The 14,581-nt window shown below is 71.2% G+C and carries 16 protein-coding genes; 6 read left to right on the top strand and 10 right to left on the bottom strand.

From position 1 onward, the window contains the following. Window positions 1-13 precede the first annotated feature (13 nt). Window positions 14-361 carry a hypothetical protein gene (locus tag AB0N03_RS02020; protein ID WP_364363869.1) on the bottom strand — a complete coding sequence of 116 codons (348 nt, stop codon included), beginning with the start codon at window positions 359-361 and terminating at the stop codon, window positions 14-16. Between AB0N03_RS02020 and AB0N03_RS02015 the strand changes: the two genes are divergently transcribed. The 5 genes from AB0N03_RS02015 to AB0N03_RS01995 all read left to right on the top strand — a co-directional run bounded on the left by AB0N03_RS02015 (window position 354) and on the right by AB0N03_RS01995 (window position 5,790). After that, on the top strand, window positions 354-602 hold the full coding sequence (locus tag AB0N03_RS02015) for a hypothetical protein (protein ID WP_364363866.1): 249 nt from the start codon (window positions 354-356) through the stop codon (window positions 600-602). The genes AB0N03_RS02020 and AB0N03_RS02015 overlap by 8 nt on opposite strands. Window positions 603-679: 77 nt before the next feature. After that, the gene (locus AB0N03_RS02010; RefSeq protein ID WP_364363863.1) at window positions 680-1,462 is read left to right on the top strand and encodes a metalloregulator ArsR/SmtB family transcription factor; all 783 of its coding nucleotides are present in this window, start codon (window positions 680-682) and stop codon (window positions 1,460-1,462) included. Window positions 1,463-1,665: 203 nt separating this feature from the next. After that, window positions 1,666-2,823 (top strand): EfeM/EfeO family lipoprotein, encoded by a 1,158-nt coding sequence (locus AB0N03_RS02005; protein ID WP_364364257.1) that lies wholly within the window; start codon window positions 1,666-1,668, stop codon window positions 2,821-2,823. 157 nt (window positions 2,824-2,980) lie between these two features. After that, window positions 2,981-4,138, top strand: a complete 1,158-nt coding sequence (locus AB0N03_RS02000) for a Dyp-type peroxidase (protein WP_364364254.1) — start codon at window positions 2,981-2,983, stop codon at window positions 4,136-4,138. A gap of 29 nt (window positions 4,139-4,167) precedes the next feature. Further along, window positions 4,168-5,790, top strand: a complete 1,623-nt coding sequence (locus tag AB0N03_RS01995; protein WP_364363861.1) for an alkaline phosphatase family protein — start codon at window positions 4,168-4,170, stop codon at window positions 5,788-5,790. A gap of 58 nt (window positions 5,791-5,848) precedes the next feature. On the opposite strand, the gene AB0N03_RS01990 is transcribed toward AB0N03_RS01995, so the two are convergent. From AB0N03_RS01990 to AB0N03_RS01970, 5 genes are read right to left on the bottom strand one after another with little or no spacing between them, the layout of a single operon-like run. After that, the gene (locus tag AB0N03_RS01990) at window positions 5,849-6,268 is read right to left on the bottom strand and encodes an ATP-binding protein (protein WP_364363858.1); all 420 of its coding nucleotides are present in this window, start codon (window positions 6,266-6,268) and stop codon (window positions 5,849-5,851) included. A 20-nt stretch (window positions 6,269-6,288) separates the two neighbouring features. Next, on the bottom strand, window positions 6,289-6,648 hold the full coding sequence (locus tag AB0N03_RS01985) for an STAS domain-containing protein (protein WP_364363855.1): 360 nt from the start codon (window positions 6,646-6,648) through the stop codon (window positions 6,289-6,291). A 46-nt stretch (window positions 6,649-6,694) separates the two neighbouring features. Continuing rightward, on the bottom strand, window positions 6,695-7,135 hold the full coding sequence (locus AB0N03_RS01980) for a response regulator (protein WP_364363852.1): 441 nt from the start codon (window positions 7,133-7,135) through the stop codon (window positions 6,695-6,697). Then, window positions 7,132-8,652 carry an ATP-binding protein gene (locus tag AB0N03_RS01975; RefSeq protein ID WP_364363849.1) on the bottom strand — a complete coding sequence of 507 codons (1,521 nt, stop codon included), beginning with the start codon at window positions 8,650-8,652 and terminating at the stop codon, window positions 7,132-7,134. The genes AB0N03_RS01980 and AB0N03_RS01975 overlap by 4 nt, the downstream gene beginning before the upstream one ends. Further along, window positions 8,649-9,845: a SpoIIE family protein phosphatase gene (locus AB0N03_RS01970; RefSeq protein WP_364363846.1), complete on the bottom strand. Its 1,197-nt coding sequence runs from the start codon at window positions 9,843-9,845 to the stop codon at window positions 8,649-8,651. Before AB0N03_RS01970 ends, AB0N03_RS01975 begins: the two co-directional genes overlap by 4 nt. Before the next feature lie 196 nt (window positions 9,846-10,041). On the opposite strand from AB0N03_RS01970, the gene AB0N03_RS01965 reads away from it, so the two are divergent. Further along, window positions 10,042-10,389 (top strand): hypothetical protein, encoded by a 348-nt coding sequence (locus AB0N03_RS01965; protein WP_364363843.1) that lies wholly within the window; start codon window positions 10,042-10,044, stop codon window positions 10,387-10,389. Here AB0N03_RS01965 and AB0N03_RS01960 read toward each other — a convergent pair. The 4 genes from AB0N03_RS01960 to AB0N03_RS01945 form a co-directional block, all read right to left on the bottom strand. Next, entirely contained in the window at window positions 10,376-11,545 is a 1,170-nt protein-coding gene (locus AB0N03_RS01960; protein ID WP_364363840.1) for a DUF6596 domain-containing protein, read from the bottom strand. The genes AB0N03_RS01965 and AB0N03_RS01960 overlap by 14 nt on opposite strands. A gap of 50 nt (window positions 11,546-11,595) precedes the next feature. Beyond that, window positions 11,596-11,934, bottom strand: a complete 339-nt coding sequence (locus tag AB0N03_RS01955) for a YciI family protein (RefSeq protein WP_364363837.1) — start codon at window positions 11,932-11,934, stop codon at window positions 11,596-11,598. An 80-nt stretch (window positions 11,935-12,014) separates the two neighbouring features. Then, a complete protein-coding gene (locus AB0N03_RS01950; RefSeq protein ID WP_364363834.1) occupies window positions 12,015-13,067 on the bottom strand; it encodes a DUF6801 domain-containing protein in 1,053 nt (350 codons plus the stop codon). 65 nt (window positions 13,068-13,132) lie between these two features. After that, window positions 13,133-14,356, bottom strand: coding sequence for a DUF6801 domain-containing protein (locus AB0N03_RS01945; protein WP_364363832.1), 1,224 nt, complete (start codon window positions 14,354-14,356; stop codon window positions 13,133-13,135). Window positions 14,357-14,581: the final 225 nt, after the last annotated feature.

Raw genomic sequence — 14,581 nt, 5'->3', positions numbered from 1 at the left:
CGAAGCCGGGCTCCTACACGGTGACCGCGACCTGCACGAGCCAGAAGGAAACGGCGAGCGGCACCTTCGTCGTCACCGGGGTCACCACCACACCGCCACCGCCGACCACGACCCCGGCACCGCCCGTGACCACCCGGCCGACCAAGCCCGGCACCACCACGACCCCGCCTTCGACGACGACCACCCCGCCGACGACGACAACCACACCCCCGTCGTCCACCACGCCGGCCACACCCGGCACCCCGGCCACCACCAGCACCGAGCCGAAGCCCGGTGAGCTGGTGCTCGACCGGCCGAGCGTCCAGCCCGGCGACGAGCTGTCCGCGTCCGGGAAGGGCTGCCGGCCGAGCCGGATGGTCACCCTGACCTCCGACGGGTCCGAGGTCGGCTCCGCCTACACCGATGCCTCGGGCGCCTTCACCGCGCCGATCGAGTTCACGCGGATCGAGGCGGGGCGGCACACCGTCGTCGCCGAATGCGGGGTGCGGCTGACCGGCGCGGTCGACCAGGTCGTCACGCGGTCGTCCGGCGGCCAGACCGGGACGCTGGTCATCCTCGTGTTCTTCGTGCTCGCGGGCAGCACGGTGATCCGCTTCCGCTGACCCCCGGTTGACATGCAGCCGTCCGGCTGCCTATCGTGCATAGGCAGCCGAACGGCTGCATGTCGAGGGAAGGCGCGATGGACGAGGTGTTCAAGGCCCTGGCCGACCCCAGCCGCCGCCGGCTGCTGGACGCGCTCAACGAGCGCAACGGCCAGACCCTGCGCGAACTGTGCGCGGGACTCGACATGGCCCGCCAGTCGGTGAGCAAGCACCTGGCCGTGCTCGAGGCGGCCGGACTGATCACGACGACCTGGCGCGGCCGCGAAAAGCTGCACCACCTCGACGCCGCGCCGATCAACGCCATCGCCGAGCGCTGGATGACCCGCTACGACCGGCGGCGGGCCGGCGCGCTGGCCGATCTGAAACGAGCCCTGGAGGCCACCCCCATGAACGAATTCGCGTACACCACCTACATCAGCACGACCCCGGAAAAGCTCTGGCAAGCGCTTACCGATCCCGCGTTCACCCGGCAGTACTGGGGCGTCGCTTTCGAAACCGACTGGAAAAAGGGCTCGCCGATGGTCTGGGCGGAAAGCGGCGCGAAAACGAGCCACCCCGAGCAGGTCGTGCTCGAATCGGACCCGTACCGCCGGCTTTCCTACACCTGGCACACGTTCACCGAGGAATGGGCGAACGGAACCGGCGTCGACGCGGAAACCCTCGCGAAACTGCAGCGGGAAGGCCGTTCCAAGGTCACCTTCACCCTCGAACCGCAGGGAGAAAGCGTGAAGCTGACGGTGCTGCACGACGGTTTCGAGCCCGGCAGCACGGTCATGGCGATGTGCAGCCAGGGCTGGCCGGCCCTGCTGTCGAGCCTGAAGACGCTCCTGGAGACCGGCTCGCCGCTGCCGCGGGCGTGACCAACCGGACGAACCTGCCTAACCAGACAGATCTGGCACAGGCAAACGTCTGAATTCTCCCCCTTTCGTGGTCGCCCGGCCGAAGTCCCGGTGAATTTCCTACTCTCGGCGTCCTCCGTTGCGGATTTGTGAGCGTTAGGCTCGCATAATCCGTGACCGAGAATGGTCCGATCGAGTGACGGGGAGAGTGTGTGCCGGGGTCAGTGCGTACTCGCTGGAGCGTGGCGGCCGTGGTCGTGGTCGCCGCGGCGGCCGCCGTCGTGGCGTTTTGGCCGGACAGCGCGGCCGCCGGCGATCCCGAGATCGCGGTGTCGCGCTCGTCGTGCGGCACCGGCTGGTCGGACCCAAAGCCCGGGCCGCAGACGTTCCGCGTGCACAACACGGGTTCCGTCACGGCCGAGGTCGACCTGATCGACCCGGCGACCGGCGTGATCTACGGCGAGGTCGAGGGCCTCGGCCCGGCGACCACCCGGCCGCTGCAGGTCAACCTCGGCAACGGCAGCTACGCGTTCCGCTGCCTGCCGGAGGACGCCGGCGCGATCGTCGGGCCGGCCGTGCGGATCAGCGGCGGCGCCGAGCGGAGTGGCCCGGGTGTCGCGCCGGTGACGCACAACGACCTGCTCGGGCCGCTCAAGGCCTACCAGCAGCACGTCACGACGGGTCTCGGCGAGCTGGTCGCGAACACGGGCGCGCTGAAGAACGCGGTCCACGGCGGCGACCGCGCGGCGAGCGAAGCCGCGTGGCTGACGGCCCACCTGACGTACGAGCGGCTGGGCGCGGCGTACGACGCGTTCGGCGACTCCGACGGCGCGCTCAACGGCACCGCCGACGGCCTCCCGGACGGCACAGCAGACGCGGGTTTCACCGGCTTCCACCGCCTCGAGCAGGGGCTGTGGCACGGCGAAGACCTGGGCGCGCTCGGCCCGGTGGCCGACCAGCTCGACACGGACGCGCACGCGCTGCAGACGTCCTTCGGCGACAGCCAGGTCGACGGCAACGACCTCGGCCTGCGCGCGCACGAGATCGTGGAGAACACGCTGCAGTTCGAGCTGACGGGCCGCACGGACTACGGCAGCGGCACCAACCTGGCCACGGCCCGCGCCAACCTCGACGGCACCCGCGCGGTGCTGGACGTGCTCCGCCCGCTGCTGACGCCGAGGTACCCGGATCTGTCCAAGGTGGACAGCTGGCTGACGCGCACCCAGTCCGCATTGGACGCGGCCCGCCGGCCCGACGGCAGCTGGACACCGCTGGCGCAGCTGCCGCAGAAGGAGAGGCAGAAGCTGAACGCCGACGTGAGCGAGCTGACGGAGCTGCTGGCCCCGATCGCGGCGATCGCGGAGCCGAGGAGGGTTTCGTGATGAACCGGCCTCGCGAGAACCCGGTGCGCAAGGCCACGGCCGCCACCACCCGGCCGCGGAGGGCCTCGTGACCGACCAGCCCCGCTGTCCCGTGCCGCACCCGGCCCAGCCGCCCACCACCGGCGTTCCCCGCCGCTCCTTCCTCCGCCGCGCCGCCATGGGCGCCGGACTCACGGTCGCCGCCGGGGCCGGGCTCGGGGCTTCCGCCGGCGCCACCGACAGCACCGCGCCCGTTTCCTTCCACGGCAACACCCAGGCCGCCATCCTGCGGACTCCGCCGACCCAGACGATCGTCGCGTCATTCGACGTCGTCGCCGGGTCGAAGGCCGAGCTGACCGAGCTCTTCCGCGCCGTCACCGACCGGGCGCGGTTCCTCACCGGTGGGGGTGCGCCCGCCGCCCTCGGCATCACCGCGCCGCCCGCTGACTCCGGTGTGCTCGGGCCCGTCGTGCCCGGTGGGGACCTGGGCGTGATCCTCGGCGTCGGCGCGTCGCTGTTCGACGACCGGTACGGCCTGGCGAAGCTCAAGCCCGCCAAGCTGAAGCCGATGACGATGTTCCCGAACGACGCCCTCGACCCGGCGCAGTGCCACGGCGACCTGAGCCTCACGCTGTCCGCGAACTCCACCGACACCGTGCTGCACGCCCTGCGCGACATCGCCCGCGCGACTCGCGGCGGCATGCAGCTGCGCTGGAAGCTCAACGGGTTCAGCTCGCCGCCGCGGCCGGCCGGGACACCGCGGAACCTGATGGGCTTCAAGGACGGCACCGTGAACCCGGAAGAAGCCGACTTCGACCGTCTCGTGTGGACGTCCACCCGAGACGAACCCGCCTGGGCCGCCGGCGGCAGCTACCAGGTGGTCCGGCTGATCCGGATGCTGGTCGAGTTCTGGGACCGGGTTTCGCTGGCCGAGCAGGAGAACATGTTCGGCCGCCGCCGCGACACCGGCGCCCCGCTCGACGGCACCGAGGAGACCGACGTCCCCCGCTACGCCGACGACCCGATCGGCACCGTGATCCCGCTGACCAGCCACATCCGGAAGGCCAACCCGCGCACGCCGGAAACCGACGCCAGCCGGATCCTGCGCCGCGCGGTCAACTACGACCGCGGCATCGACAGCAACGGCAACCTCGACATGGGCCTGATCTTCGTCTGCTACCAGCAGGACCTCGAGCGCCAGTTCGAAGCGGTGCAGACGCGGCTGGCCGACGAACCCTTGACCGACTACATCTCCCCGTTCGGCGGCGGCTACTTCTTCGCGCTGCCGGGCGTCACCGGCCCGGACGACCACTTCGGCCGCTCTTTGCTCGCCTGACCGCGAAACCACCACGAAAGGAATCCACTGTGGATATTCGACCCCGCCGGCGACGGCGCGGCCTGCTCGGCGCCGGGGCACTCGCCTCGGTCGGTGTGCTGGCCGCCGTCACCGGTTCCGCGGCGAGCACCGCGGACGCCCAGCCGCTGAACCTGTTCCCCGCGCACGGGATCCCCACGGCCACGCCGATCAAGCACGTCGTGGTCATCTTCGGCGAGAACATCTCGTTCGACCACTACTTCGGCACCTACCCGAACGCGGCCAACACGGACGGCACCCCGTTCCAGGCCGCGCGCAACACCCCGAAGGTCAACGGCCTGGACCACAAGCTGCTGACCGACAACCCGAACGCGTACAACCCGAAGCGGCTCACGCACGAGCAGGCGCTGACCTGCGACCAGAACCACAACTACGGCGCCGAGCAGGCCGCCTTCAACGGCGGCAAGATGGACAAGTTCGTCGAGAAGACCGAGACGGACAAGTGCACCGGCCAGCCGGTGCTCTTCGGCGAGCCCGGCCTGGTGATGGACTACTTCGACGGAAACACCGTCACGGGCTTGTGGAACTACGCGCAGCACTACGCGCTGAACGACAACTCGTTCAACACGGTGTTCGGCCCGTCCAGCCCGGGCGCGATCGACCTGATTTCCGGCAACACCCATGGCGTCCAGGCGGTGAACCCGGTGACGCACGAACCGGTCAGCGACGCGTACGCCGTGCAGTCGCCGGACGCGAACGGCATCGGCACGATGATCAACGACCCGGACCCGGCGTGGGACGACTGCTCGGACAAGAACCACACGAGCACGGACAACCTGGCCACCATGCACGGCCGCAACATCGGTGACCTGCTCAACCAGCGCCACGTGACGTGGGGCTGGTTCCAGGGCGGCTTCCGCCCGACGGGCTCGGCCAACGGTTACTCGGTGTGCGGCCAGACCCACACGAACGTCGGCGGCAACGCGGCGGTGGACTACAGCCCGCACCACGAGCCGTTCCAGTACTACCCGTCGACGGCGAACCCGAAGCACCTCCCGCCGTCGTCGGTGCAGGCGATCGGCCAGACCGACCGCGCGAACCACCAGTACGACACGGCGGACTTCGACGCGGCGCTGCAGGCCGGCTCGATGCCCGCGGTCAGCTTCCTGAAGGCCCCGGAGTACCAGGACGGCCACGCGGGCTACTCGGACCCGCTGGACGAGCAGCAGTTCGTGGTCGGTGAGATCAACAAGATCCAGCAGTCGCCGGACTGGAAGTCGACGGCGATCGTCCTGGCCTACGACGACTCCGACGGCTGGTACGACCACCAGCAGTCCAAGGTCGTCAACGGCTCGCACGACGCGTCGCAGGACCAGGCGGTGTGCACGGGCAAGCCGACGACGGTGGGCAAGTACGCCGACCGCTGCGGCTACGGCCCGCGGCTGCCGCTGCTGGTGATTTCGCCGTACAGCAAGGTGAACCACGTCGACCACACGCTGACGGACCAGACTTCGGTGCTGAAGTTCGTCGAGGACAACTGGTTCGCCGGCCGGATCGGCGACGCGTCGTTCGACTCCCGCGCGGGGTCGATGACGGGGATGTTCAACTTCTGGTGGCCTGAGGCCAAGAAGGTCACGCTGGACCCGAAGACCGGTGCTGTGACGCACAGCTAGTCCGGTCTGCCGCAGCTTGTCGTGAGTGTTCAGGGCGGGTTAGAACCGCCCTGAATGCTCACGACGGGTGGACGGGCACCAGGTCCCACGCCAGCGTCACCACGGTCCCCGCCTCGCCGGACGAGATGTCCGCCCGGTCGGCGCTCGCGCGCAGCAGCATCAACCCACGCCCCCGCACCGAAATCGGGCGCGGGTCCAGCACCGGGGTGCGCCACTTCCCCTGGTCGGTGATGACCACCTCGATCCGGTCCGGGTGCACCGACGCGTCGAGGTCGACCGCTCCGGCGCCCGCGCCGTCGTACGCGTGGTCGGCGACGTTCGCCAGCGCCTCGTAGCTCGCCAGCACGATGTCCTGCGCGCGACCCGCGTCGACGCCCGCCGAGAGGACCCACGCCATCAGGTCGTGCCGGAGGCTCCGCAGAGCCTGAGGCACCGCCTGCACGCCGTGGCGGCGGAACGGTCCCGGGGGTTCGTCCATCGATTGCCTCTCCGGGCTCGTCACTGGGCCAGCGCTTCGTCGACCGTCGCGTGGATGCCGATCCACGTGTCCAGGCCGGTGGTCTTCAGCGGTCCGGACGTCACCGCCGAGTCGCTCACCACCCGCAGCGCGCGCTCGGGCAGCCTGCGGTGCGCCGCCGCGAGCACCTGCAGGCCCGCCGAGCAGAAGAACGTCACCGCGCGCAGGTCGACCACCAGGGTCCGCGGTTCGCCGGCCAGCACGACGTCGACGACTTCCTCGAACTCCGGCGCGCTCAGCAGGTCGATCTCCCCCGCCACGCACAGCACCGCGGCCGTGTCCCGCCAGTCGAGCGTGACCGCCAGCTCGACGGCGGGGAGATCCCGGGATGATGAGGTCACGGCGCTTTATGGTGCCCCAAACTCCGCCGCCACGCCATCGGCGCCCTCACCGGGGTGGCAGCTTGACGACCGTGACCCAGAAATCGTCGATCTTCCGGACCACTTCGACGAACTTCTCGAAGTCGACCGGCTTGGTGACGTAGGCGTTGGCGTGCAGGTCGTAGCTGCGCACGATGTCCTCCTCCGCTTCGGACGTCGTCAGCACGACCACCGGGATGGAGCGCAGGTCCGGGTCCTGCTTGATCTCGCCGAGCAGCTCCCGGCCGTCCTTGCGGGGCAGGTTGAGGTCGAGCAGGATCAGCCCCGGTCGCGGCGCCTCGCCGAAGCGTCCCTGCCGGTGCAGGAACTCGAGGGCCTCGACGCCGTCGCTCGCGACGTGCAGCGCGTTGCGGATCTTGTGGTGCTCGAAGGCCTCGCGGGTCATCAGCACGTCGCCGGGGTCGTCCTCGACGAGCAGGATGTCGATCGGCTCATGCGCCTGCGTCATGCGTCCCCATTGTCCTCGCCTGCCGGGATGGTGAAGCGGAACGTGGTGCCCTCGGCCTCGGTGTCGAGCCAGATCCGGCCGCCGTGGTACTCGACGATCCGCCGGCACAGGGCCAGGCCGATGCCGGTGCCCGGGTACGCGCTGCGGGTGTGCAGCCGCTGGAACAGCGCGAACACCCGTTCGGCGTACTCCGCGTCGATGCCGATCCCGTTGTCCGACACGGTGAAAACCCAGTCGTCGCCGTCGCGGTCCGCGGCGACCCGCACCTCCGGCGGCGTCTCGCCCTTGAACTTCAGGGCGTTGCCGATCAGGTTCTGGAACACCGCCGTCATCAGCGCCGGCTCGACGCGCACCTCGGGCAGCTCACCGCGGTCGACCTTGCCGCCGCTCAGCGAGAGCGCGACCTCCAGGTTCGCGAGCGCGTCGTCGACCAGCCGGCCCGCGTCGGCCACGACGTGCTCGCCCGGCTTCCGGCCGACCCGCGAGAACGCCAGGAGGTCGTTGATCAGGACCTGCATCCGCTTCGCGCCGTCGACGGCGTACTCGATGTACTGCTCGCCGCGCTCGTCGAGCAGGCCCTGGTAGCGCCGCTGGAGCAGCTGGCAGAAGCTCGCGACCTTCCGCAGCGGCTCCTGCAGGTCGTGCGAAGCGACGTAGGCGAACTGCTCGAGGTCGGCGTTCGACCGCTCCAGCTCGCGCGTCCGGCGGTCCAGCATCGCGTGCGCCCGCTCGAGTTCGGCGACCTCGTCGAGGATGCGCTGCCGCATGGCCTCGACGTCGGCGCCGAGCTGGGCGATCTCGCGCGGCCCGCCCCCGTTCACCGGCCGGCGGACGTCCTGGTCGGCGACGTGGCGGACCTCGCCCGCCAGCCGCAGGATCGGCCGGGTGATGACCTGCCGCAGGCCGAGGAACAGCACCATGAACAGCAGGACGACCAGCACGGCGACCGCGACGAGCATGGCGGTCAGGAAGCTCGCCGCGGCGTCCAGGTCCACGCGGCCGGTGTCGCGGATCGCGCTGAGGTGCGCGATCTGGGCGTCGAGCGCCTTGCGCACCTCCTCGAACCGGGTGCGGCTGCGGTCGACCTGGGCCGGGGTCACCGGGGCCGCACCCGGCGCGATGGTGGGCGCGACCGTCGCCTGCCACGCCGAAGCGGCCCGCAGGACCGCGTCGAGGTCCTCGCCGATCTGCGTGCCCGGTGTCGCGCCGTACTGCCGCAGCTGGGCGACGGCGTCGGCCTGCGCGCGGACGCCGTCGGTGTACGGGGTCAGGAAGTCCGGCTGCCGGCCGAGCTGGTAGCCGCGGACGCCGGTTTCCTGGTTCAGCAGCGCGGTGGACAGCTGGAGCGCGCCGAGCCGCTGCGGCGCGATGACGTCGAGGAGGCGGTTGCGGGCGTCGGTGAGGTTGCTCATCGCGATCCCGCCGCCGACCAGCGCGGCGAGCAGCAGCACGGCTTCGGTCACCGCGAGCAGGGTCAACCAGCGGCTGATCGACCAGCCGCGCGCTTCAGCGCTCATCGGGCGGGCTCCCCCGGGTGGTGGCTGAGCAGGGCGAGGGCGACGTCGTCGTCGAGCGGGCCGGAATTGAGCCGCTCGGCGCGGGCGATCAGCTCGTCGAGCAGGTCGGTCCCGGCCAGCCCGGCCTGGTGCTGGATCTCGAGGACGATGGCGGCCATCCGCTCGTGCCCGAGCCGTTCCGACCCGGCGCCGACGCGGCCCTCGAACACGCCGTCGGTGTAAAGCAGCAGCGACCAGCCCGGTTCCAGCGGCACGTCGACGGCCTCCCACTTCGTGCCTTCGACGACGCCGAGCGGGACGCCGAGTCCCCTCCCGGAGAGCAGGTGCCCGTCGCCGGGGGTGAGCAGCAGCGGCGGCAGGTGCCCGGCCAGCGACAGGCGCAGGGATCTTCGGTCCGGCGCGACGACGACCATGCAGACGGTGGCGAACAGCGGCTCGATCCGCTCGTGCACCATGACCCGCTCGACCATGCTCAGCACGTCGGCCATCGGCAGGCCGGCCATCACGAGCGAGCGCCACGCGATCCGCAGCGCGACGCCGAGCGCGGCCTCGTCCGGACCGTGGCCGCAGACGTCGCCGATCATCATGTGCACGGTGCCGTCGGCGAGCTCGATCGCGTCGTAGAAGTCGCCGCCCAGCAGGGAACCGTTGCGGCCCGGGCGGTAGCGGGAGGCCAGTTCGAGGTGCGGGTCGCGCAGCAGCGGGACGGGCAGCAGCCCGCGTTCGAGCCGCGCGTTCTCGCGGGCGAGCAGCTGCTGCTGCAGGAACTGCTGCTCGACCTGCTCGGCGCGCTTGCGTTCGCGGGCGAAGCGCAGGGCCTTCACCAGCAGCGGGCCGTCCACCTGGTCCTTGACGAGGTAGTCCTGCGCGCCGGCGGCGACCGCGGCGACACCGGTGGCCTGGTCGTGCTGCCCGGTCAGGACGACGACCGCGACGCCGGGCGCGTGCTGGCCGAGCTTCGTCAGCCCGCTCAGGCCGATGGCGTCGGGCAGCTGCAGGTCCAGGACGACGCAGTCGGCGGTGAGCGGGCCGGCCAGCGCGGCGGCGAGCGTTTCGACGCGTTCGAGCGAGAACGGCACGGACGTGTCCGCCAGCATCTCCTCGACCAGCAGCGCGTCGCCGTCGTCGTCCTCGACCAGCAGCACGCGCAAGCGGGTGCTGGAGTCCCACGATGAGTCGTGCGCGGCGGTCACCGGCTTCTCCCGTTCGGCTGCTCGTGAGCCAGCACATCCAGACGATCACCCTAGCGGACCGGCGGCGGCCGCCTACGGCCGTGGAACCGCTCCCACGACAGGTAGCGCTTTATAGCACCCCGGCGTGACACCGGGCGGGTAACGGTTCGGGTCGTGACCGTGCCGGAATCCGGCGGTCCGGTTCTACGCTGCGGGAATGTCCCCTCGCGCCGTTTTCGCCTGGTGGGGCGCGACGGCGTGCTGGTTCCTCGGCTCATTGCTGGGCGGGCGCCGGACGGCTGTCGAGGCCGCTGTCCCGCTCCCGGTGGCGATCCTCGCGTACGTGGTCTGCGCCGGGCTGTGGGCCTTGCTCGTCCTCGGCGTGCACCGCGGGGTCAAGGGAACCCGTGTCGCGCTGGCGATCGTCGGCGTCTTCGGCCTCGCGGACCTGGTGCTGCAGCTGATCGGGGACGTCTCCGCGGGCGCCGTCGTGCACGGCGCGTTCTTCCTGGCCGCGCTGGTCCTTTCGGCCGCCGCGTACGTCCTGCTGCTCAGGCGCCGCTGAGCCGCGCGGCGAGGAACTCCTGCTCGACGGCGTTGTCGCTCAACGCGAGCGCGGCCCGGTAGGCCTCGGCCGCCTCGGCGTCGCGGCCGAGGCGGTGCAGCAGGTCGGCCTTGGTGGCGGGCAGGTAGCGGTAGCCGGCGAGCCGGCCGCCGTCCTCCAGCCGGGTGATCTCGGCCAGCGCCGCCGCCGGGCCGTCCACCATCGCCAGCGCGACCGCCCGGTTGAGCGCGACCACGGGCGAGGGCCACAGGCGCAGCAGCACGTCGTAGAGGGTCAGGATCTGCGGCCAGTCGGTTTCGGCGTAGGCGGGTGCCTGCGCGTGCAGGGCGGCGATCGCGGCCTGGACGCCGAACCGCCCGGGCGGACCGCCCTCGAGCGCCTCGACGACGAGCCGGTCGGCCTCGGCGATCATCGTGGTGTCCCAGCGCGAACGGTCCTGGTCTTCGAGGCGCAGCAGCCGTCCGGCGGCGTCGGTCCGGGTGGCCCGGCGGGCCTGGTGGACCAGCAGGAGCGCGAGCAGCCCGGCGACCTCGGTGTCGGCGGGCAGCAGGGCCCGCAGCATCCGCGCCAGGTCCAGCGCGCGGCCGGTCAGCTCGTCGCGCACGAGGTCGTCGCCCGACGGCGCCGTGTGCCCGGCCGAGTAGAGCAGGTGCAGCACGGTCAGCACGACGGATACGCGCGCCGGCAGCTCCTCGGCCGAAGGCACCGCGTACGGGATCCGCGCGGCGGCGATCTTCTTCTTGGCGCGGGTGATCCGGGCCGCCATCGTCGGCTCGGGCACCAGGAAGGCGTGCGCGATGTCGGCGGTCGCGACGCCGCAGACCAGCCGCAGCGTCAGCGCGATCTGCGCTTCCTGCGCCAGTGCGGGGTGGCAGCAGGTGAAGACGAGCCGGAGCCGGTCGTCCGGGATCGGCCCGGTGGGCTCGGGCGGCTCGGCGGCGTCCGGCTCGACCAGCAGCGGCAGCTTGCGCCGCAGCACTTCGCGGTGCCGGACGCCGTTGAGCGCGGTCCGGCGCGCGACCGTGGTCAGCCACGCGCCGGGCCGGTCCGGGACGCCGTCGCTCGCCCAGCGCTTCAGCGCCTGGAGGTAGGCGTCCTGGACGGCCTCTTCGGCTTCGTCGAGGTCGCGGGTGACCCGCACCGTCGCGGCGAGCACGTAGGCCCACTCGCGACGGTGCGCCTCGGCGACGGCGTCCTTGACGGACTTCAGTCCGGCACCACCTGGAAGTCGACGAGCGGCCGGACCTCGACGCCGCCCTCGACGACCGGCGTCAGCTTGGCGCAGGCCAGCGCGTGGTCCAGGTCGCGAGCCTCCAGGATGTACACCCCGGCCAGCACCTCCTTGGTCTCCACGAACGGGCCGTCGGTCACCAGGTCGCCGCGGATCGCGGTGGCCGTCTCGTTGGGCTGCAGGGCCAGGCCGGCGGTGACCTTCCCGCCCAGCGCGCCGATCCGGTCGGGCAGGCCCATGTGCCGGTCCATGATCTCCTTCGGCAGGTCCTCGGGGGCCACCCGCTCGTAGATGAGCACCGCGTACTGCGCCATGTCCGTTCCTCCTGGTCGTCGGTTCCTTGTCTACCCGTCACGCGGGCCGCGGGGGAATCGACAACGCCGGGGGACTTCTTTCAGCGTGCGGTCAACGTCAGCGCGAACGGGTTGCCCGGTCCCTGGACCAGCGAACTCAGGTACGCCGTGAACGCACCGCACCCGGTCAGCGGCGGGATCGTGTACTCCCCGCTCACCGGTCCGCCCGAAGCCGGCACGAAGCCGCTGCCGGTCTTCAGGTCGACCGGGATCGGCGCGCTCGCGCGGCAGCCCGCGTCGGCGACCGGCAGCCCGAACAGCGTCACCTGCGGCAGGGCCAGCACGAGCTTCGCGTGCGCGACGAACCCGTCGCCGATCGGCTCGCCGGTCTGCGGACCGTCCGGGCTGAACTGCAGGTCGGCCGTCCCGGGCACGAACCCGAGCACCTTGAACTCCGCCCGCGTCCGGTCGAACGCCGGGCTGAACCCCGTGAACGACCCGGTGAGCGGCGCGGTCGCCCCGAGCGCCTTCAGCGTCGTCGTGCCGGTGACGCCGTAGTCGTGGGAAGACGTGCCGAGGTCGAAGCTCAGCAGCACCGGGTCCTGACCGGCATCGAGCGTGCAGTCCGAGGTGAACGAGCCGAGCCCGGTGAACGAGCCGTCCGCCTTCTTCGGCGTCAGACGGGTGCTGAAGTCCCCGATGGCGACTGTTGTTTTGCCCGCGTTCGGCAGCCGCACCGGCGGGACCGAGCCGGCCGCCTGCGTGGTGAACGGACCCGAGGGCGGCACCGGCGTCTTCGCCACCGTCAGCGGCAGGGCGAGCGGCAGCGTCAGCGCACCGTTGGCCAGCGTCACCCCTGCGGACGCCGTCCCTTCGATGCTCGCCGCGCCGACCAGGGCCAGGCCGCGGGTGGACTTGTCCGGCACGGTCACCGCGACCGAGAGGTCCGCGGTCGTGAACGTGCCGCCGGGAGCCGAGGGCACCTCGAAGGACGCCTTGACCTCGACGTCCAGCGTTTGCTTGCCGATCAACGGGAACGGGCAGGTGAAGCTGAGTTTCTTGTCGATCGGCGTCGACGCCTCCGCGGGCGCGGCCACGAGCGGCAGCACCAGGCAGGCGAGGGCCGCCGCGAGCGACGACCGGGCTTTCGGCACGGGCTTTCCCTTCCGGGGCGTGGCACCGGCCCCCGCCGCGGCGCGACGGGGGCCGGCAGTCCGGGTCACTTCTTGGCGAGCACGAGATCCAGCGAGTTGCCGTCGCTCTTGGCGAACGCGCTGACGATGTCGTTGAACGGACCGCAGTTCTGCAGCGCGGACAGCGAGTAGGTACCCGCGAGCTTCCCGCCCTTGAGCAGGTCGAAGTCGGCACCGGTGGTCATCTCGCTGGTCGACGAGCTGACCGTGCCGCACTTCGGGTCGGTGCTGATCGGGATGCCGAACAGGTTGACCGTGGTGAGGAAGGTGTCGAACTTGATGTGCGCCTTGAAGCCGGTGCCCACCAGCTCACCGGTCTGCGGGCCGTTCTGCACGACCTTGACGTCCGAGCTGCCCGGCAGGAAGCCGAGGAGCTTGAAGTCGGTGTGCGTCGGGTCCAGCTTCAGGTCGCCGACGAACGTCTTGGCCGACAGGTTGACGTCGGCGTCGAACGAGCCGGTGATCGGCGCGGTGCTGCCGAGCGACTTCAGCGACGTCGACCCGGTGATGCCGAACGAGTACTTGATGCCCCCGCCCGGCGGGGTCGTGGTGGGCGGGGTGGTCGTCGGCGGCGTCGTGGTCGGGGGCGTGGTCGTCGGCGGGTTGGTGGTCGGCGGGGTCGTGCCGCCGCCGTTGATGGTGATCGTGGCCAGCGTGTTGGCCTGGCCGGCGTCCTGCGTGCAGGGCGCGTCGATCGTGCCGTCCGGGGTGATGCCGGTGACCGAGCCGTCGGCCTTGCGCGGGGTGACCTTGAGGTTCAGGTCGCCGACGGTGATCTTCGCCTGGCCGGGCTGGGTGAACGTCAGCGACGGCGTCTTGCCCGCCGCGTTGATGTTCAGCTCGCCCGACGCCGGGATGGTCGTCTTGTCCAGCGTGATCGGGACGTTGACCGGCAGGTTGAGGCTCGGCGCGGCGACGGTCGCGGCGGCCGTCGCGGTGCCCTCGATCGTCGTGGCGCCGATCAGGCTCAGGCCGGCGACGGTGTCCGCGTTGATGGTGGACACCGCCTTGATGTCGAACGCGCCGGTCGGCTGGCCGGTGTTCACCGTGGTCGGCAGGTCGGTGTTGATCACCACCTTCAGCGACTGCGAACCCACCAGCGGCAGCGTGCAGTGGTAGTTCAGCGTCAGCGAGATCGGGTCGGCGGCGCTGGTCTGCGCCCCGGCCACCAGTGCGGTGGCGACGAGCCCCACCGCGGCCGTGGCCGCGGCGGCCGCGACCGTCTTCTTCTTGCCTCTTGGGTGACTCACGATGGTCCTTCCGTGTATCAACAGTGATACGAAACGGCGCGCACATTCTGCGAGAATCGCGACCGACCGTAAGCTAACGAGCGCCGATGGCGGCAATCAAGAGCTTTTGGTGAAAACGTCACGCCATACCGGCAAATTGTCACACCGGCACGTCGCCCGGCCCGGGTTCCTAGCAGGCGCGGGAAGGTTTGCCCAGCACGGCGCGGTCGCCGGACCGCTGACGCG

The organism is Amycolatopsis sp. NPDC051061 (assembly GCF_040682935.1).
Taxonomy (GTDB): Bacteria; Actinomycetota; Actinomycetes; order Mycobacteriales; family Pseudonocardiaceae; genus Amycolatopsis.
Note: the sequence above shows the minus strand (reverse complement) of the source record. Positions and strands in the feature narration are given on the sequence as shown.

What these genes read in the sequence shown, in the direction of transcription:
- AB0N03_RS02015 (WP_364363866.1), top strand. Translation starts at nt 354, where the DNA reads ATGGTCACCCTGACCTCCGACGGGTCCGAGGTCGGCTCCGCCTACACC.
- AB0N03_RS02010 (WP_364363863.1), top strand. Translation starts at nt 680, where the DNA reads ATGGACGAGGTGTTCAAGGCCCTGGCCGACCCCAGCCGCCGCCGGCTG.
- AB0N03_RS02000 (WP_364364254.1), top strand. Translation starts at nt 2,981, where the DNA reads ATGGGCGCCGGACTCACGGTCGCCGCCGGGGCCGGGCTCGGGGCTTCC.
- AB0N03_RS01990 (WP_364363858.1), bottom strand. Translation starts at nt 6,268, where the DNA reads ATGGACGAACCCCCGGGACCGTTCCGCCGCCACGGCGTGCAGGCGGTG.
- AB0N03_RS01980 (WP_364363852.1), bottom strand. Translation starts at nt 7,135, where the DNA reads ATGACGCAGGCGCATGAGCCGATCGACATCCTGCTCGTCGAGGACGAC.
- AB0N03_RS01975 (WP_364363849.1), bottom strand. Translation starts at nt 8,652, where the DNA reads ATGAGCGCTGAAGCGCGCGGCTGGTCGATCAGCCGCTGGTTGACCCTG.
- AB0N03_RS01965 (WP_364363843.1), top strand. Translation starts at nt 10,042, where the DNA reads ATGTCCCCTCGCGCCGTTTTCGCCTGGTGGGGCGCGACGGCGTGCTGG.
- AB0N03_RS01955 (WP_364363837.1), bottom strand. Translation starts at nt 11,934, where the DNA reads ATGGCGCAGTACGCGGTGCTCATCTACGAGCGGGTGGCCCCCGAGGAC.